The organism is Sphingomicrobium astaxanthinifaciens, from assembly GCF_022865105.1.
GTDB lineage: Bacteria > Pseudomonadota > Alphaproteobacteria > Sphingomonadales > Sphingomonadaceae > Sphingomicrobium > Sphingomicrobium astaxanthinifaciens.
The window spans coordinates 203,254-221,783 of sequence record NZ_JAKNYM010000001.1 but is presented as its reverse complement, the minus strand read 5'-3'; the positions used below and the strand labels follow the sequence as shown (position 1 = coordinate 221,783).

18 protein-coding genes are annotated in these 18,530 nt (G+C 54.6%); 14 read left to right on the top strand and 4 right to left on the bottom strand.

Annotated features, from left to right (window positions below; translation table 11 throughout):
* Nucleotides 1-107 precede the first annotated feature (107 nt).
* From L8951_RS01105 to rfbA, 13 genes are all read left to right on the top strand, one after another.
* Nucleotides 108-473, top strand: a complete 366-nt coding sequence (locus L8951_RS01105) for a MarR family EPS-associated transcriptional regulator (protein ID WP_244381158.1) — start codon at nt 108-110, stop codon at nt 471-473.
* 175 nt (nt 474-648) lie between these two features.
* Entirely contained in the window at nt 649-1,968 is a 1,320-nt protein-coding gene (locus L8951_RS01100) for an MATE family efflux transporter (RefSeq protein ID WP_244381157.1), read from the top strand.
* An 11-nt stretch (nt 1,969-1,979) separates the two neighbouring features.
* A complete protein-coding gene (locus L8951_RS01095; RefSeq protein ID WP_244381156.1) occupies nt 1,980-2,798 on the top strand; it encodes a phosphotransferase in 819 nt (272 codons plus the stop codon).
* Between the two features lie 80 nt (nt 2,799-2,878).
* Nucleotides 2,879-3,916, top strand: coding sequence for a glycosyltransferase (locus tag L8951_RS11585; RefSeq protein ID WP_341848501.1), 1,038 nt, complete (start codon nt 2,879-2,881; stop codon nt 3,914-3,916).
* A gap of 104 nt (nt 3,917-4,020) precedes the next feature.
* Nucleotides 4,021-5,358, top strand: a complete 1,338-nt coding sequence (locus L8951_RS01085; RefSeq protein ID WP_244381155.1) for a nucleoside/nucleotide kinase family protein — start codon at nt 4,021-4,023, stop codon at nt 5,356-5,358.
* A gap of 443 nt (nt 5,359-5,801) precedes the next feature.
* Nucleotides 5,802-6,539 (top strand): glycosyltransferase family 4 protein, encoded by a 738-nt coding sequence (locus L8951_RS01080; protein ID WP_244381154.1) that lies wholly within the window; start codon nt 5,802-5,804, stop codon nt 6,537-6,539.
* Nucleotides 6,540-6,645: 106 nt separating this feature from the next.
* Complete coding sequence (locus tag L8951_RS11580) at nt 6,646-7,920, top strand: O-antigen ligase family protein (RefSeq protein ID WP_244381153.1); 1,275 nt, start codon at nt 6,646-6,648, stop codon at nt 7,918-7,920.
* Nucleotides 7,921-8,202: 282 nt separating this feature from the next.
* Nucleotides 8,203-9,030, top strand: coding sequence for a glycosyltransferase family 4 protein (locus tag L8951_RS01070; protein WP_244381152.1), 828 nt, complete (start codon nt 8,203-8,205; stop codon nt 9,028-9,030).
* A gap of 12 nt (nt 9,031-9,042) precedes the next feature.
* On the top strand, nt 9,043-10,119 hold the full coding sequence (locus tag L8951_RS01065; RefSeq protein ID WP_244381151.1) for a DUF1972 domain-containing protein: 1,077 nt from the start codon (nt 9,043-9,045) through the stop codon (nt 10,117-10,119).
* A gap of 20 nt (nt 10,120-10,139) precedes the next feature.
* Nucleotides 10,140-10,709, top strand: coding sequence for a dTDP-4-dehydrorhamnose 3,5-epimerase (gene rfbC, locus L8951_RS01060; RefSeq protein WP_244381150.1), 570 nt, complete (start codon nt 10,140-10,142; stop codon nt 10,707-10,709).
* The gene (rfbB, locus tag L8951_RS01055) at nt 10,706-11,767 is read left to right on the top strand and encodes a dTDP-glucose 4,6-dehydratase (RefSeq protein WP_244381149.1); all 1,062 of its coding nucleotides are present in this window, start codon (nt 10,706-10,708) and stop codon (nt 11,765-11,767) included. The genes rfbC and rfbB overlap by 4 nt, the downstream gene beginning before the upstream one ends.
* Nucleotides 11,764-12,612, top strand: a complete 849-nt coding sequence (gene rfbD, locus L8951_RS01050; RefSeq protein ID WP_244381148.1) for a dTDP-4-dehydrorhamnose reductase — start codon at nt 11,764-11,766, stop codon at nt 12,610-12,612. Before rfbB ends, rfbD begins: the two co-directional genes overlap by 4 nt.
* Nucleotides 12,612-13,487 (top strand): glucose-1-phosphate thymidylyltransferase RfbA, encoded by an 876-nt coding sequence (gene rfbA / locus L8951_RS01045; protein ID WP_244381147.1) that lies wholly within the window; start codon nt 12,612-12,614, stop codon nt 13,485-13,487. Before rfbD ends, rfbA begins: the two co-directional genes overlap by 1 nt.
* Before the next feature lie 373 nt (nt 13,488-13,860).
* On the opposite strand, the gene L8951_RS01040 is transcribed toward rfbA, so the two are convergent.
* Complete coding sequence (locus L8951_RS01040) at nt 13,861-14,535, bottom strand: tyrosine-type recombinase/integrase (RefSeq protein WP_244381145.1); 675 nt, start codon at nt 14,533-14,535, stop codon at nt 13,861-13,863.
* A gap of 9 nt (nt 14,536-14,544) precedes the next feature.
* Nucleotides 14,545-14,799, bottom strand: a complete 255-nt coding sequence (locus L8951_RS01035) for a hypothetical protein (protein ID WP_244381143.1) — start codon at nt 14,797-14,799, stop codon at nt 14,545-14,547.
* Between the two features lie 305 nt (nt 14,800-15,104).
* Here L8951_RS01035 and L8951_RS01030 point away from each other — a divergent pair, with 305 nt between their 5' ends.
* On the top strand, nt 15,105-15,461 hold the full coding sequence (locus L8951_RS01030) for a VanZ family protein (protein ID WP_244381142.1): 357 nt from the start codon (nt 15,105-15,107) through the stop codon (nt 15,459-15,461).
* Between the two features lie 38 nt (nt 15,462-15,499).
* Here L8951_RS01030 and L8951_RS01025 read toward each other — a convergent pair whose 3' ends face one another.
* Together L8951_RS01025 and L8951_RS01020 are read right to left on the bottom strand one after the other, a co-directional pair.
* Nucleotides 15,500-16,174: a DUF5681 domain-containing protein gene (locus tag L8951_RS01025; RefSeq protein ID WP_244381141.1), complete on the bottom strand. Its 675-nt coding sequence runs from the start codon at nt 16,172-16,174 to the stop codon at nt 15,500-15,502.
* Between the two features lie 350 nt (nt 16,175-16,524).
* Nucleotides 16,525-18,456, bottom strand: a complete 1,932-nt coding sequence (locus L8951_RS01020; RefSeq protein ID WP_244381140.1) for an EAL domain-containing protein — start codon at nt 18,454-18,456, stop codon at nt 16,525-16,527.
* Nucleotides 18,457-18,530 lie beyond the last annotated feature (74 nt).

Below are 18,530 nucleotides of genomic sequence, written 5' to 3'. Positions count from 1 at the left end.
TTTGCCACGCGTTCATTATTGAACGGGCCGGGGGGCTCGAGCTGCGCGAGGGGGGTGATTCTCGCGCAGTGCGGTAGCCGTCCAGCGCCCGTTCCCCTAGATTTTCCATGACCCGCGACCTGATCGACCAGGACCGGCGCTTCCGCATGTTGCGGAGCATTGAGGCCAATCCCCGCATCTCGCAGCGCGAGCTCGCCCGCGAAGTAGGCGTGAGCGCGGGCGCGGCGAATTACCTGTTGAAGGCGCTGGTCGCCAAGGGGTGGGTCAAGCTCGGCAATTTCCGCGCGTCCTCGACCAAGCGCCGTTATGCCTATCTGCTCACCCCCAGTGGGATGGCCGAGAAGGCGGCGATGACCCGCGCCTTTCTTGCCCGCAAGCGCGCCGAACATGCCGCCTTGAAGGCCGAGATCGCGGCGCTCACCGCCGAACTCGAGCAGCGCGGCGGGGCGGGGGAGGGTGGCGATGCGGCCTGAGGCGCGTCAATCGGTGTTATCGCGCATGGGGACTTGCGCAGCCACGAAACTCAATGGGAACTAATGGCATGAAAATTCTCGTTACACGTGGTGCAGCGTATATCGCTAGCCACACCGTTCTGGAGCTTGTGCCGCCGGCCATGGCCGCGCAGTTTTGCTAGCCGGTGGCGGTCGAATGATCGGAAGTCTCAAACGTATTGTCTACAACCCCATGTCGCAGAAAGGCCGTATCTCGGGACAAGCTGTAGTCCTTGGGTCAGTGCTCTCGCTAAGTGCTATCATTTTAACGCTCTCGAACGTTATTTTAGCCAGAAGTCTTTCCCAAGTCGATTTTGGAATGTTCTCTGTCGTGGTGTCTCTATCGGCAGTACTATCCGTCCCAACTTCAGGAGGTATGCAGTTATTACTAAATCGGGAAGTTTCCAAACGAGTTATACACCAAGAATTTGAAAGTATAAGGGGAACAATAAGATTTTCCTACGCTTGGGCGGTGACAATTTTTTGCGTCGTGTTTCTGGCTGCGATTGTTTACGACGTCAATTCCTCTGGCATTAGATCCTTGCGAGTCGCCGATTACAAAGTTGCTAGTGCTGCGATATTAACACTTCCGATGGCGCTAATCGCGATTAATGCAGGGGTACTTCGGGGGTTTGATAGGCCGGTGATTGCGGCGTTACCACCTCAGCTCGTGCAACCAGCTCTTCTCCTAACTATCGTTTGCGCAATAAGCCTCCTTGGAACCTTGAACCTTGAGTACACCCTTGCGGCGCAGTTTCTGGCGCTAATCTCTGCTGCCACCATGGCCACTTTTTTTGCGCGCAAGGTGATCGGAGCTCTCCCGCGCGGGTCTTTAGGAAGCTTTGATGCTGGCAGCTTGGTTCGCTTAACTCTCACGTTCAGTGCCTTGAGTGCCATTATTGTGTTGAGCGCCAACATCGCGATTATATATCTTGGCTTCGAGGGTCTTCACAAGGCAGCAGCTGAACTCCGCGTCGCGGAACGGGGAGGGCAGCTGGTGGCGTTTCCTATATTGATGTTGGAATCTATAATCGTGGCCAAGTTCGTTGCCTCGCTAAAAACAGAGCCCTCAAAAAACTTGAAGCAGTATTCGAAACAGTCTTCCCGAATTTCGTTTTCGTTGGCGATCATTGTCGCTGCGGTTCTTCTCCTACCTGGCGAAAAACTCCTCGAATTTGTGTTTGGATCAGATTATGCGTTTTCGTACCAGCCTATGATTATATTGGTCGCCTTCTACTTGTTCCATGCTGCGACCGGTCCGGCAGCATTGATCCTAGTAGCCGATGGCAGGGAAAAGCAGGTGGCGCTAGTTAACTTAGTTTCTGTGCTCGTTATTCTTATGGGGTGCACGGTGTGGGCAGAAAAGTATGGATCCATTGGGGCCGCAAGCTCTATAGCACTTGGATTACTGTTGGCAAAAATTCTCCTGCTAATAATTATAAAGAAAAAACATAACATCTTCCCCGGGATATTTTAGTCTCAAAGGTCATGAAAGATTCCCCGGAATTGCATACAAGACTCGTTGATAATTCTACGGTACACTACTTTCCAACTAAAAGAAGCCCGCGTTGGGTTGTTCGGCATGGATTTGAGGGTGTCTTTTGGAGGATATTGCCCGCAAACGGCTTGAGAGGATTGGCGCGTCGTGGATTTGCCAGATGGATCTTCCCACGCTTTTCCAGAGGCGTGATTGAGAGCGCCCATGAATTGGGTGGCTATGAGTTCCTGTATCTGGGGGTTCCAGATGGAAAGCGAACTGAACTCAAGATGAAGTTTGAAGGTGACAGCGTGTTGATCGAGAAATACGCTGTAGAAGTCGCCGCCGAAAAGTATCTAAAGAACGAGGCGGCGACTCTGGAGAGGCTTCAGGCGGCTAATTCGGCAAATTTTCCTTGGCTTATATCGCATGGTTATGGCTCCCTCAAATTGAGGGGAAGGCTGCCAAAAAGAGGTTTCGATCCTCGGAAAAGAAAGGATCGCTACAATTTAATCAAAGCCTTGACTTCGATGTATTCCATACTTGGCATACAAACTAACGCTGAGGGATGCTGCAAAGTAATCGGCCACGGCGACCTAAACAAATGGAATATGTTTATAGACATGGCGGATGATGTTCACATATTTGACTTTGAGAACGCTACTTTACAGCTTCTGGGGTATGACCTTGTTACTGCCTACCGAATGGAATTAACCAAAGCGCGATTGCATGATGCATTGAAGGAGGGCCTGCTGGCCTTCTCTAAGCACCCATCTTTCCAGTTTCTCGATGTTCAACGTCAGTTCGAAATGTTATTAAGGACAGAATAGTAGTGAAGGTGTATCATCTTACGGTGGGTGCCGTGGGTTCCCAAAACCAGAACGGAGTTTTGGGAGTTGTGGAGTGCTTGATGCGTCATCCGGCACCTACGGTCGAAGCTCAAGCGATCTGTATCACGAAAGATAGCAAGTTCTCGGCATCCCGCCCAATTGCTTACCATCGTTTTGGGATAGCGCTATTCCGTAGTTTACGAAATATTGCGAGCGAAGGATCGCACTGTATTTTTCACCTCCATGGTGGGCTCAATGTGCACTTGCATATAATTGCGCTCTTCCTTCGAGCGCTCGGCGTTAGATACTGCGTCTCCCCACATGGCGCGTTCTCGCGTAGACCACGTGAGTTGCCACGGATAAAGAGGATGTATTGCCATCTTGTGGTGAAGCCGTATCTTGAGGGAGCTGAGTTCGTTCAAGTTTATGGCAGTTACGACGCGTATATGATTAAATGTCTGCGAGCCAATGTGCGTCTGCAGCGAATACCAAATGGCGTCCCTACTCAACGCTCAACTTTGCGAGAATTCAATTGTACCCGGTCCGGCAAGGTATTGAGGCTCGGCTACTGTGGTCGAGTATCTTTCCAGGAGAAAGGATTAGAACTCTTACCATGCGTATTGGCACTGCTTCGAGACCGCGGCGTGGCCTTCGAGTTCCACCTGATAGGGTCCGGAGAAGACCTTCCGCGGTTCAAGGCGCTGATCGCCGATCAGGAACTTTGTGATCGGACCGTGTATCGTGGACCAATCTATGGGGACGCCAAGTTCAAAGCTCTTTCTGAAATCGACATCTTTTTTCACCCTTCACATTTTGAGGGGATGCCTTTGGCACCTCTGGAGGCCCTAGGGGCCGGTTCAAGACTGGTCCTGTCGCCAGAGACTAACTTGGAAAGCTATCTGAATGAAATTCGAGGTGTTACTTTCGTCAATTCGCGTGAGCCAGAAAAGTGGGCTGAAGCGGTAATCAAACTCAAAGATGAGTGTTTGGACTATTCAGCGGCGTGTCAGGCAATCGGGGGGGAACTAGACTGGAGCTCCATCTCGAAAAAATTCGCCGCAGCGTATCTTGGAGAGCCAAGCAAGCAACGTCGTATGCACAACCATGACATCACCTAAGGTTTCCCTGCTTCTATGCGGAAGTGAGTGAAGGCCGATTCTTCAACTTAGCCATAGTCAGGTACAGAGATACTTGGCGAAGGGCCTGCAGTGACCAAATCTATATGAGCGAGACTTTCCAATTTGGATTGAAGTTTGTCCTCTGGGCCAAAGATGCTGGCATACCGTTCGCAGTCGTGCGCGGGTTAGAGGATGAGCATGCTCCTCCTGGGGATGTTGACCTTATTACTACAGATCCGAAGCTGCTTCGGAAGGCGATCAAGAAGTTTTGCAAACAAAACAATGCTTCTGTGATACGGCCGGTGAGACGACATTACGTTGAAATTTACCGCATTGTCTTCAAATCAAAGTCGGGCGCACTCTGTTGCGCAAAATTTGATGTCCATAATGGCGAGCAGTGGCGTGGCGCCACTTATCTAAAGGCCGAAGAGGCCGTTCAGCAATCAAACGTCGTCGATAGGATCCCGAGACTGAATCCCCGCCATGCGCTGATCGCAAATATATTTCAGGCCAGCCTTGCGGGCTTGCCAATGAAGGAGAGCCGAATAGCGCGAATACAAAATAGACTTGAGCAAATTACTGTGGAGGATAGGGTCAGACTGAAACAAGAGATATCCTCTCTTATAGGCGTTGACGTTCAAAGCAGCATCGAAAACATCGGCCACATTGGAAGTCTAGTTAAAACGCGTCGGACAGCATTTTGGTTTATTTCCTTAAAGGGAATGCCAATGGCAACGATTTATAATATTTCTGTTACAATCTACAGAAAGATAAAAAACTTCATCTTCCCGCCTGGAATCTATATTTCGATCATTGGACCGGACGGCGCTGGGAAATCGACATTAGTGAAAGCTCTTTCTGAAAAGATGGGCGTTTTTTGTGCCGGTGAGCACTTCATTGTGCAGCACTGGCGACCGGGGGTCCTGCGGCCACTCGCGACGTTCAGGCGTGGCGTAGGCTCGCCTGATGGAGTATCATCACGCGGCTCGGAGGTACAAAGCGCCTCAGGAGTGACGAAGGCTAGACAAATTTCGAGCCTGATACGGTTTATCTACTATCTTGGCGACTACTTAGTCGGATACTGGTTCCGTACACGACCAGCTCTAGTAGCTGAAGGGGTCGTTATTTGCGATCGTTATGTGGACGATTTCGTCATTGCGCCTGCAAATCGATCAAATGTGTTTTTGCCCAAGACATGGAAAAGCGTCTTGGCAATTATAGTACCTCAGCCGCCGATTCGTTTCTACCTTCGAGGAGAACCATCTCTTCTCCACGCCCGCAAATCAGAGGAGACATTGGAAGAGTTGCAATACTTGGTATGTGCATACGATCGGCATAGTGCTGAATCCGATATAGAGATTTTGGACGCGACCAAGAAGCCGCAAAATATTGTCAGTCAGGTTCTCACGCGAGTGTCAGGAGGGAATCGATGGGCAGAATAGCTATCATAGCATACAGCTGCGAACCAGGAAGAGGATCTGAGCCCGGTGTTGCTTGGGATTTTGTCAAGGAAATGGGGCAACGAGGTTACAACCTTACAGTTTTCACTAAATCCGACAAGGAACATTTGGTTCGCAGAGAGCGCTTGCCTTCTAACGTCGAGTTTGAGTTTGTTAGATCACTAAATGTCCCCATGAAGCGAAAATTCGGGGCGGCAAGGGCGTTTCATTATCTGCTTTGGAATCTGTCGTGCTGGCGTCACTTTTGGAGAATGAAGAACCGAAAGGATTTTTCCTTTGTTCACCACGTTACGTTCGTAAATGACTGGCTCCCTAGTGCGGGAGCATTTTTGAAGCTTCCGTTCGTTTTGGGTCCTGTGGGGAGACACCCAAGGCTTCCCAAGACGTACCTTAGCGAGTTGCCATTTCGCTCGAGATTTTCCGAAATGGCCCGTTCTGCGCTTCGAGAGGTCGCGGACAACTTAAATCCGTTTCTCTGGTACACGCATCAGAAAGCCGCAAAGATTTTCGTCATCTCAGATGAACTCATCCGAGAAAAGCACCGACACAAAACGAATGTATTGCCAGCTGTTGCCATAGACTTAGACCCAATCGCCCATACGCTCAGTCGGAGACCAGCCTCCCCGGCAAGAAAATTCTATTGGGCCGGAAACTTCATTTATTGGAAAGGGCCGGAACTAGCCATACGCGCATTCCTTTGCGCCAAGGAGCAAGAGAAAGGTCTCGAGTTGCATATGTTTGGGGATGGGGCGGACTATCCTCATCTTTCGGCGAAATACGCCACTGTGGAGAACCTGTTCTTCCATGGCCGCGTCTCACAGGCTGCACTTTTCAAGCAAATCGAAGCCATGGATGCCTTTCTTTACCCGTCTTTCGAAGGGGGAGGCATGGTGGTCTTAGAGGCCATGGCGCGAGGCAAACCCGTCGTTGGGGTGAATTATGGAGGCCTTTCACAGATGGTCGATGAACACTCTGGTATTCTTATTCCGTTTAGCGATACGGTTTCGACCTCCCGAAACCTTGGCGATGCTATCCTCGAACTTACGACGAGACCGGCAATGTTTAGCAAGCTCTCTGATGGCGCCCGTAGTCGTGCAAGCAAATTCTCGATCTCAGCAAAATGCGCAGAGATCGAACGTCACGGCTATGAAAACTATTTGTAGGGGTGAGTAGGCTCACACCCAAAAATATCTAAAGCACGAATGTTACTTCCTACATCTTTGAATATCGGGCGAAGGTGTGCGGCGCAATGAGGGGCAGGGTCATTAAGTGAAGATCGGTTTAAAATTGGCGCTTGCAATTTCGATCGCGCCCCAATTCTATGTTTATCCTTCTGAAGTCCCGTTCGATATTTATCTAAAGTTCTTTTTCAGAATCATATCGTTGGCTCTTCTGATGTACTCCTCGCTGAGTCTTCCAGAGAGGTATTTTCGAAAATCAGTATCAATGTGGTCTGGGGCCTTGTGGGGTACATGTGCCGCTGCCCTCGTCTCTACTGTTTATAGCCCTGATCCTTATTTCAGCGCTATGCGCGCACTCGACCTAATTACTTTTTGCGTGATGGGGTTCTTAATCGCGGCCCACATCCGCAAAACTGAAGATCTTATTCTATTTATAAAGATAGCTCTCTACACTTTTATTCTAGGGGCTTACGCGATCGCATCGACTTTCGATCAGCCCCTCTATCGTTACATGGGTGCTGACGGCGTGCCACGACTCGGGGGAGGGGTGCTCAACCCAAATATATTAGCATATTGCTTACTTGGGCTAATTGTCATGGAGCTTGTTTCATCGAGCTTCCGCCCCTTAGTATTGAGGTCGATTTTAATCGCACTTCTGGTTATGGGTTTTGTACTTTGCTATTCGCGATCTGCGTTGCTCGTGGCCATCGTAATATTTATGGTTGTATGGCGACCCCGTAGTGAGGCGGGCGGCACGGCACTACTAATAGCTCGTTTTGGAGTCGTTTTTCTAGCAATGTTATTCGCCGATTACCTGTGGACGTACTTCGAACGAGGTCACGGGTCGGGCAATCTCGTCTCGTTGGGCGGGCGGACTACAATTTGGCAGGTGATGGTCGGGGCGGCTCGTTTCGAGGAAGACATACTTTGGGGGTACGGTTATCAAATGCTATCTGCTCAGGGCCAGGCAGTTTCCGACGGTGAGATCACTGTTACGATGGCCCACAATACATTTATCCAGACCTATTTGGGGCTCGGCGGCATTGGCCTTCTGCTGCACATAATTTTCTGGTCGTCCGCGATGTGTGAACTACTGAGGCGAGGGGGCGATTTGTGTGCGGAGGTGAATCTTTACAGAAGCTTCGCTGTCATGATGCTTGTATATTCTTTGGTTGAGTTCGGAATTTTTGGACCGCCGACAGTGCTAGCGCCAATTTATCTCGTCATTTTATTTCATCGCTCGCAACTCAGTTTGAGCCGGCAAATGGAAGGAGCTCGGCTTGCAATGAAATCCGCTGGGTTTAAGAAACAAACAACAGTGCGATCATCGAAATTAATGACCGTTAATCAGCGGCTGGACTAAAGAATGGCCTACGTCTTTTGTCATTTGTTGAACGATAACTCAGGTAGCCCGAGGGTCCTGCGAGAGGTCATTAAGGCCCTGCGAGGAGAAGAGGGGCGGAGTATTCTCTTCGTTGGTAGCCGCGGGCAAGGAGCACTAGATCACGTTGGTGTAGACGTCAGGCAGTATTGGTATAAGCGGAGTCGCTATCGTTCACTAACTCTAGTAAACTTTTTGGTAAGCCAGTTGCTTTTATGTATAGAGCTTGGGAGGGCAGGTATTCCGAAAGGGTCCACTATATATGTGAACACATTGCTTCCGTTCGGAGCGGCGATTTGGGCGCGCTTGAACGGGCATCGTGTCGTTTATCACGTCCATGAATCTTCCCTGTCTCCCGCTTTACTGGGGCGTTTTCTCACGTGGGTCGCGCAGGCGTGTTCAGATCTGGTAATCTACGTTTCTGAAGATAATCGTAGGCGGGTCCCCATAGAGACCGTGAAATCGGTGGTGGTGCCAAACCCTGTTTTAGGTTCTATTGCAGATGCCGCAGCAAAACTGCCTTTTAGAGAACGAAGGTCCGGTTCCTTCCGAGTTCTAATGCTGGCATCCCCTCGCGATTACAAAGGTGTCCCAGAATTCTTTGCGCTTGCTCAGAAATTATCTTCTGAAACCGATATAGAATTCGATATTCTATTTAATGCCGAATGGCCAGAGTTGAACATATATTTAAAGAAGCTTGAGTTCAGGTCAAATGTTAATGTGTATTCCCGTTCTGAGAAGCCTGAAAACTTTTACGCCCGCGCGAATTTGGTGTTGAACCTCACTAGGGTTGATCTTTGTGTCGAGACATTCGGTTTGACGCTAGTGGAGGCAATGTCTTTCGGTATCCCAGTAGTCGCACCTCCTGTGGGGGGGCCCGCCGACCTAATCGCTGATGGACAAGAGGGTTTTCTTGTCGATTCTCGTGATATCGCCTCTTTGGAACGAAAGATCCGTCTTCTAAAGGACGATCCTGAATTGATGCTGCAAATGTCAGTGAATGCGAGGCGCCGCGCAAGCGAGTTCAGTCTCGAGAGCTTCTATACGCGTCTGCGCGAAGCGTTGGCGTCAATAGAATTCGCCAAGGCTTGAAGCCACAGACCAATGAAAATAGCGATTATAGGAACGGTCGGGGTGCCAGCCCGTTACGGCGGCTTCGAGACACTAGTCGAAAGGCTTGTCCGTTATGCACAGTCGAGAAAACAGCCGATCGATCAGCTGACAGTATACTGCTCGCGGCAGGCCTACCTTGAGCGGCCTTCCCACTATTGCGGGGCTAGGCTGCGATATTCTAGCTACAATGCTAACGGCATACAGAGTATCATTTATGATTGTGTGACGGCGCTCGACGCGATCTGGCGACGGCATGATCGGCTGCTGGTTCTAGGGGTGTCGGGAGCGATTGTATTTCCCCTGATTAGGCTGATCTCTCGCGCAAGGATCGTTACAAATGTGGATGGGATCGAGTGGCGTCGCCCGAAGTGGAAAGGTTTAAGCCGCTGTTTCCTGAAGTGGTCGGAATGGCTGGCTGTTCGGTTCTCACACGAGATTGTCGCCGACAACCAAGGTATCGCTGACTATCTCAAAGAAACTTACAAGATCCAAGCTCGCGTTATCGCTTACGGCGGCGACCACGCAGTTCGGACGATTGCCGAAGAATCGATCGACGCATCACAACCTCGAGGTCCATACGCCTTAGCTTTGTGCAGGATTGAGCCTGAGAACAACGTGTCGATGATCCTCGAGGCATTCGAAGACTCATCGCTTCCGCTCGTGTTCGTCGGTAACTGGAACAACAGCGAATTTGGTCGAAAGCTGAGGTCGCAATATGACCGCTCGCCGAATATAGAAATGCTCGATCCAATATATGAGCCCGCAGCGCTTCAAAGAATTCGCCAGAAGGCATCGGCCTACATTCACGGTCACTCAGCGGGGGGCACGAACCCTGCGTTGGTCGAGATGATGCACGTCGGCCATCCGATCCTTGCTTTTGATTGCAACTTCAATCGCTACACCACGGAAGATTGCGCTGCCTATTTTACGACTGCGAGGGAACTGACGGATCTCGTCGGCAAAGTTTCACAGCACGAAAATGGTGCGTCGATGAAGGAAATCGCGAACCGCCGATATCGTTGGGATGTCATCGGCGCCGACTATTTCTCGCTTCTACAAGAGGCATAAATTTTCCAACAAGGGTAAAGATGATGAGAGTTGAGCAGACCGACCTTGCCGGCGTCATTTTGCTTGAGCCAAAAAGGTTCGGCGACACCCGAGGTTTTTTCGCTGAGACCTATAATTTCCGAGCTTATCGAGACTTGGGGATTGAGTGTGAGTTCGTCCAGGATAACCACTCGTTATCAGACAAGGTGGGCACCGTCAGAGGTCTTCATTTTCAGAAGCCTCCGGCGGCTCAAGCCAAATTGGTCCGCTGTGGTCGCGGTTCTATCTTCGATGTTGCGGTAGACATCCGTGTCGGAAGCCCGACCTATGGAAAGTGGGTTGGCTTTGAGCTGAGCGCGGATAATGGCCTGCAGCTCTTCATTCCTGCCGGCTTCGCGCATGGTTTCATGACGCTAAGGCCGGGCAGCGAAATCGTCTATAAATGCTCGGATTATTACGCTCCCGAGACCGAGGGCTCGGTGCGCTGGAATGATCCGGATCTCAGCATCGAGTGGCCGAAGGCAGAGGAACCGGTCCTCAGCGAGAAGGACGCCGTGGCGCTTCCTCTTTCAAAACTTCAAAGCCCTTTCCACTGGAAGGATTCACAATGAAAATTCTCGTTACCGGTGGTGCCGGTTTCATCGGCTCTGCCGTAGTCAGGCTCGCTATTGAGCGAGGCCATAAGGTATTCAATCTCGACGCTCTTACTTATGCGGCTTGCCTAGAGAATCTGAGCGAAGCAGAGGCCAGTGCTTTTTATCAGTTCAAGCGGTGTGACATTCGGAATCGCGAAGCCGTTCAGGAAGCAATCAACGAGTTTGAGCCTGATATCATCATGCACCTTGCGGCGGAATCCCACGTAGATCGCTCGATCGATGGACCTTCCGATTTCATCGAGACCAATATCAACGGGACCTTCAATATGCTGGAGGCAGCTCGGAAATATTGGGAAGTAGCTGGGCAGCCCGAGAGTTTCCGCTTCCATCACATCAGCACTGATGAAGTCTATGGCTCGCTACCTGCCGATCCGGAAATCAAGTTCACCGAGGACACTCCTTACGATCCGCGGAGCCCTTATTCTGCTTCCAAGGCGAGCTCTGACCATCTGGTTCGAGCATGGCACGAAACTTATGGCCTCCCGGTGGTGATCACCAACTGCTCGAACAACTACGGGCCCTATCACTTCCCTGAAAAGCTTATCCCGGTCGTCATCCTCAATGCCCTCGCGGGCAAGCCGCTGCCAATCTATGGCGACGGCTCGAATATTCGTGACTGGCTTTACGTCGAGGATCATGCCGAGGCACTTCTCTTGGTTGCGGAACGAGGCGAGCTCGGTCGGAGCTACAACATCGGCGGCGATAATGAGCGCACCAATCTCGAGCTTGTACGGACGATATGTTCGATTCTCGATCGCCTTCAGCCACGAAGCGAGGGTCTCTATTCCGATCTCATAACCTTCGTGACTGATCGCCCGGGACACGATGCTCGCTACGCAATCGACGCCTCGCGGATACGGGACGAGCTGGGGTGGAAGCCCTCGGTGACCGTGGAAGAAGGTCTGGAGCGGACCGTTACCTGGTATCTCGAACACGAGGCGTGGTGGCAGCCCCTGTTGGAGCGTAAGGGCGTTGGTGTGCGGCTCGGCACTGGAAAGGCAAAGGCCGCATGAGCGTACTCGTTTTTGGAAAGACGGGGCAGGTGGCTCGAGAGCTTCAAGCCTTAGGAGATTTCACGTGCCTAAGTCGTGACGAAGCGGATCTCACGGATCCAGTGAGCTGCGCAGAGGCAATCCGCAAACATTCGCCGAGCGGAGTAATCAATGCCGCTGCATACACCGCTGTAGATCGCGCAGAGGATGAGACGACTGTTGCCGCAAGGGTGAACGGTGAGGCACCTGCGGCAATGGCAAAAGCATGCGCGGAGCTCGATATTCCATTCGTCCATATTTCGACTGACTATGTTTTCGACGGTAGCGGAGAGAAGGCCTGGAGGCCTGACCAGCCGACAAACCCGAAAAACGCCTATGGGTTGACCAAGCTTATTGGAGAGGAGGCGGTTCGCGAGGCCGGCGGACGCTACGCAATCCTTCGTACCTCGTGGGTGTTTTCGAGCCACGGAAGCAATTTCGTGAAGAGTATGCTGAGGCTTTCCGAGGACCGCGAGCAGCTCAACATCGTTGCAGACCAAGTCGGAGGTCCAACTCCGGCGAGCGATATCGCGCAGGCCTGCCTCAACCTCGTAGAACAGCTGGCGAATGACGCTTCGAAAGAAGGCACCTACCATTTCAGCGGGGCGCCCGATGTCAGTTGGCAGGAATTTGCCGAGACAATCTTTGCGCAGGCCGGACGTGATGTGACAGTGAAGGGCATCCCCACAAGCGAGTATCCGACCCCGGCCACGCGACCGCTTAATTCGCGGCTCGACTGCAGAAGTCTCGAGCAGACTTTCGGCATCGCTCGCCCCGACTGGCGGCGCGGCCTTGAACAGGTCCTCAATGAACTGGAAATCTGGTAATGACCGCCCGGAAGGGAATCATTCTCGCAGGGGGATCAGGCACGCGCCTCTATCCCGTGACCACCGGCGTATCGAAGCAGCTTCTTCCCATCTACGACAAACCGATGATCTATTACCCGCTAAGCGTGCTCATGCTCGCAGGTATCAGGGAGATATTGATCATCACCACCCCAGAAGATCAGGCCCAATTCAAGCGTACACTTGGGAATGGGAGTCAGTGGGGAATTGCGCTTTCTTATACGATCCAGCCGAACCCCGACGGTTTGGCGCAGGCTTTCATCCTCGCAGAAGATTTCCTCGATGGTGCACCTTCGGCGATGGTTCTGGGCGACAACATCTTTTTCGGGCACGGGCTGCCCGACATGCTCTCTGAAGCGAGCGGTGCCAACGGAGCCACTGTCTTTGGCTATCACGTGAAAGACCCTGAGCGATACGGCGTCGCTGACTTCGACAAAGACGGGACGGTGCGGGCGATCGTCGAAAAGCCAGAAGTTCCACCGTCCAGCTATGCCGTAACCGGTCTCTATTTCGTTGATGAGACCGCGCCGGAGCGAGCTCGCCGCGTGAAGCCGTCGGAGCGTGGAGAGCTGGAGATCACCTCACTATTAGAAAGCTATCTTGACGATAACCTCCTGTCAGTGAAGCTGATGGGACGCGGTTACGCGTGGCTGGATACCGGCACTCATGCCTCGCTGCTCGATGCAGGCAACTTCGTCAGGACACTCACCGAACGCCAAGGACAGCAAGTGGGCTCGCCGGATGAGATCGCATATGGACTGGGATGGATCAGCCGCGAAGATCTGACCGCCCGGGCATCACGCTTTGCGAAGAACGAATACGGAGAATATCTTGGCGCTCTAGCGAACGGTTCCTAGCGGCTGCCCATCTGTGAGCTAACTCTGTGCGATAACAGGGGGTGGCCTTCAAAAACAAAAACAAATTTTGAGGGCGCGCCGTCGAGACTTCCCATCTGACCCTCCTTCTTCCGCGCGCCGGTGGAATTGCCGTACTACAGGAGCTGGTCGCTGCAGGAAGCGGCATCCGGATCGAGGCGGGAGATGAAATCCGGTCGGGCGAGAGGGGCCTCATACATTCTGGTCGAGAGGGTCGCGCTGGGATAGCTGCCGCGCCTGGCCGCCGTTCGAAGCGAAAGCTAAGGTCTGCTGTCGCATTTGAGGTCCTGATACGCGCTGGCCCGCGAACGTGTGCAGTGACGAGGTCAAAGGGCTATCGACCTCTTTGGCTGAGCTAAGTTTCTAACCGGGCCGACCGCTTCTCGTGCATGCGCTCAGCGGCGGCATGCTCGACATAGCGTCCGAGCACCTCGTGGCTTTTCCATCCGCCCGCCTGCATGATCGCCACCGTGTCGATCCCCGCAAGCATCATGTCTTGCGCGGCTCCCATCCGCATCGAGTGACCCGATAGCGCGTTGGCAAGATCGGGATCGATTCCCGCCTGCATCGCGGCTCGCTTGATCAGCCGGCGTGCCGACGACGTGCGAAAGGGGCCGGGAGAAACGCACCCCCTCGCGAGCCCTCGAAACAGCGCGCCGTCTTCTAATTTCGAATGCTCAAGCCAGCGGTCGAGCCGGTGCCGCGTCGGTTTCGAGAGGTAAGCTGTCCGCCCGTCGCCGAAGGGATCGCTTTTCGAGCGGGGAACGTGCACCGTCGCGAACGCTGCGCCGAGGTGCGCGACTTGCATCGCGACGAGTTCATGGCTGCGACATAGCGTGTCGTAGCCGACGCTCAGCAATGCCGCGTCGCGGTACCCCGCCAGCGTGTCGGGGCATGCCAAGACGATATGCTCGAGCAGCTTCGCGGTGAGCCCGACCACCTGGTGGGGCCGGCGAACGCGCAAGCGTCCGGCACGGCGGAGGGCGAGCCTGACCTCGCTATGGTCGGCGGGGTTGGGAAGGTCGGCCATCCGGTGCACCTACTTGATCGCCTCGACCCGCCGCTTGATCGTCGCGATCGCCAGCGCGGGCGCCTGGGCGTCGATGGACGCGGCGAGCGTGGTAGGGGACGCGGGGAACCACTCGCGTCCATGCGTCGCGCACCAGTCGCGGAATTGCTCGATGTCGCTGCGGTAGCCGCGCAGCGTGATCGGGGCATAGGCGCCATGGCACCGCGAAAGGATCCGCTCCAGCACGTCGCGCTGGCGGTCAGGGTCACAAATTTTGGGGTTCACAAAAGGTCTTATAAGCCCTTAGGTGAAGAAATGCAAATCTCGGCTGCACAGATCCGCGCGGGAAGGGGACTCCTGGGGCTGACCTCGCGCCAGCTCGCCGCGCGGGCCGGGGTGAGCTGGACGACGGTCAAACGCTTCGAGGCGGTAACGGGAATACCGCCGTCACGCCGCGGTACGCTCGCCAAGGTCGGGGCCGCGCTCGAGCACGCCGGGGTCGAATTTCTCGGTGACCCGATTACCAGCCCGGGCGTGCGGCTTCGCAACGTCCCGTCGTCACCTTCTTCTAACTCTTCCGGCCCCCCATCGTGACCATCCTCTTTCGCCTCGCTTTTGTTGCCGCGCTCGTCGGGGTGGTCGTGTTCGCGAGCCTTCCCCATCCCGCGCCGCTCCCGGGTAACCCTGGCGACAAGCTCCAGCACTTCCTTGCCTTTGCCACGCTCGCGCTGCTCGCCGCGCTCGCCTATCCGCGCGCGGGGCTGGTGACGCTGCTGGTCGTTCTCAGCGGCTTCGGCGCGCTGATCGAGCTCGTCCAGGCCATCCCCGCGCTCGGGCGCCACCCCGATCTGGCCGACTGGGCAGTCGATACGCTCGCCACCGCGATGATGCTCGGCCTCATCGACGTGACCCGTCGTCTCCAGCGACGCGGCCTCGCGCAGGGCTGATCCGCCGAGGGCGTCGCACGCGAGCGCTCGAGGAGCGGCTAGCCGCGTCGCCGCCGACGGATCGAGCGCTCGGCTTCCGGTGCATCGCCGCTTTTATCACCGTCGCCGCTGCGCGGTCCGTCCCGATCTTGATCGGGGGCGCAACCCGCGTCGGCGTCATCGTTCGCCACCACGTCGTCGGCGTCGATGTCGCCCGCCCCCGGCTTGGTGCTGAGGAATTCGTAGATCATTCCGCGCAGCATCTCTGCCCCGCGGGTGTGCTCGTCGACGGGCTCGGGCAGTCCGCCGATATCGCGCAACCGCAGGAGCGCGTCGAGTTGCTCCTTGGGCTTGGCATCTTCGAGCCCGCTCAGCATTCGCTCGACGACCATTTCGTAACGGGTCATCGTCCGTTTCTTGCCATTGCGTTCGCGCACCTCCACCTCCTCGGCGAGCGCGGCGGCGAACTGCGGTCCGAGCGGCAGGATGTCGCGCGGTTCGGCGCGCGGGCGGCCGCGCGGATTGCCGCTGTGCCCGGGTTTGAAGCGCCCCTTTGCATCGCGCGCGGGAGCGGCGTCGGGATCGGTGTTGAGCGGTGGAGAAACGAAGCGGGGTTTGTTGGACATGGGAGTGACTTTCATCGGCGCGCCGGGGACGCAGGCGACCCGGCGCGAGGACCCGTCAGTAACCGCGGCGGGCGTCCGGTTTCTCCCTGCCCCTACATATCGCGCCACCCGCCAGCGCGCCTAGCCCCTGATTTTCATCACATTATGCACCCGGGTGCACGAAACTCGATTGGCGGTCGCCGGGCAGTGGACCTGGTGGGAGCAGCGCGCCGACCTGCTGCCGGCCAGGTGCCCGCCTGTTCTTTGCCTGATCGCGCCCTGTTACTTCCCTGTTCGCGCCCTGCCGCGTCGCCCCAAGCGGGGCGATGCGGCGATCCCTAAGCTATTGAAATAGCAAGCCGATTGCGCGCGATAAGACCAGTTGTCGGGCGCTCCATTCGATCAGAGGTCTTGCGTGCGCTGGCCTCCACGCTGCTGAGCACAGTCGAAAAGGTGCGGTTCAACAGTGGCTTAGACGCTCAGGATGCGTATGCGGTGGGGTCGTGGAGGACCGTATTTCGGGAGGCGCGGCCACCGGGCGTCTCGAACTGCAGGTCGATGAGATAGCCTTGAAACTTCTCTACGCCGATGCTCTTCAGAAGCTCGAATTGCGCCTGGCTTTCGACGTTGGTTGCGACGCAATCCACCTGGATTGCGCGGCAGAATGATACCATGCCGTGAAGCAACTTGCGGTCCAATTCGGACGTCACGATATTCGAAGTCCAACGCCCATCGAATTTGATGATGTCGAACGACATCTCTCGCAGCACGTCGAGCGATATGTCGTTGGCGCCAAAGCGATCCAGCGCGACCTTGTAGCCATGAGATCTCAGCTTCGCCATCTCGGCTTTGAAAAGCTCAAGGTCGGGAAGAATGGTGTCATGCGCAACCTCGATTGCGACGTGACGGGGATCGAGACGGTTTTCGGAGAACGCCCTGAGCAGCTGCGAGCCTGCCGACCGTTTGCTCAGCTGCTTGCCATCGAAATTCAACGTAAGCGGAATTTCCAGCGGCAGTGCAGCCGCCAACTCTACGACTCGTTTCTGGAACACGGATGAGAGTTCCAGCTTCTCTCCGATCTCGAACAGTTCTTTTGCACGGACTTCGCCGGCATTCGGGCTGTTCCAGCGCAAATGCGCCTCACGGGCGACGACCTTTTCACGCGAACAGGACCAGATAGCCTGCGTAGCCAAGCGTAGCTCTTCCTCGAAGTCGCCTTTCGAGAGTTCACGTTCGATCAGATTGGCTCGGGTGCTCTCGGCCCGCATCTCGTCATCGAAGATGCACCAGCTCATGGTCGGTGCGTCCTTCGCCTTGTAGAGAGCCTGGTCGGCATTGGCCAAAGCGACCTTGGCCGGCGTCGCATTGTCCGTGATGATCGATACGCCGCAGCTGGCTTTGACTGTCAGCTCTTTCTCACTCCAATCGATCGGCTGGGCGATAAGCTCTTCCAGCTCACCAACTACGAGTTGGGGATTGAAGATGTCCTTTTGCTTCCAGACGAGGGCGAACTCGTCGCCCCCCATGCGGGCAACAAAGGGCGAGCCGGCAATCTCATTCCTGAGGCGCGCTGAAACCGCCACCAGAACCTGGTCGCCTGCAGCGTGACCGTAGGTGTCATTGATCGGCTTGAAGCCATCGAGGTCAATGGTCGCGATGACCACGCAATTATGCGTCTTCCCAATATTGAGGATGGCCTTGTCCAAGTAGGGGAAAAGGGCTCGGCGGTTTGCAGCTCCGGTCAAAAAGTCAGTCTCGGAAAGTTTCTTTGCATCGCTCTCGGCTTTCTCTGCGCGTGAGCGCTCATGACGCTCGGAAATGCGTGTTGAGACCACGCGGCGCAGGTTCTTGTAGTGGGCCAGCAAAAGTTTCCCGATTGCGATCAGCGCAATCAGCACGCTCACACCGACGACTTTGTAAAGCGGATCTTGCAAGGCAATGAGCCGAATCGCGATTGGTACACCCATGATCACGAGGGGCATTGCTGCGGCTTGAGGCAGGCTGCTCAGCCCATAGGAACATCCTACAGCTGCGAGCGAGCCAAAGATCACGACGTAAAGCGTGTACTCGGGCATCGAGGAAATGAGGCTCTGCGCCCATACCGAAAAGCCGAATGAGAGGATGGCTGAGAAAATGATAGTCTTGCGGAGTTCCCGTCGGATCTGAGCGATTGGAAGCGTGGGTCGCGCAAGGAAAAGCCAATGCGCCATTCGCCAGAGCAAAAGGGCGGTTACGGCATGAATGGGGTGAAGTTCGAACGGCTGACCACGCGTGGACACCACCTGCATGCCCAGCAGATTCACGATCGCCACAAAGTAGAGCAGAGGAATCTGCTTCTTGAGCGCAATGTACGAATCCAGAGAGAGCGCACGTTTCACCTGCATGCTCTCTGTTTTGCGTTCAGTCGTCACTAACTCATCCTCAACTGGCCGATCCGAGGCTTCGCTCAAAATCCTTAAAATGGCGTTAACTTTTCGATGGAGCG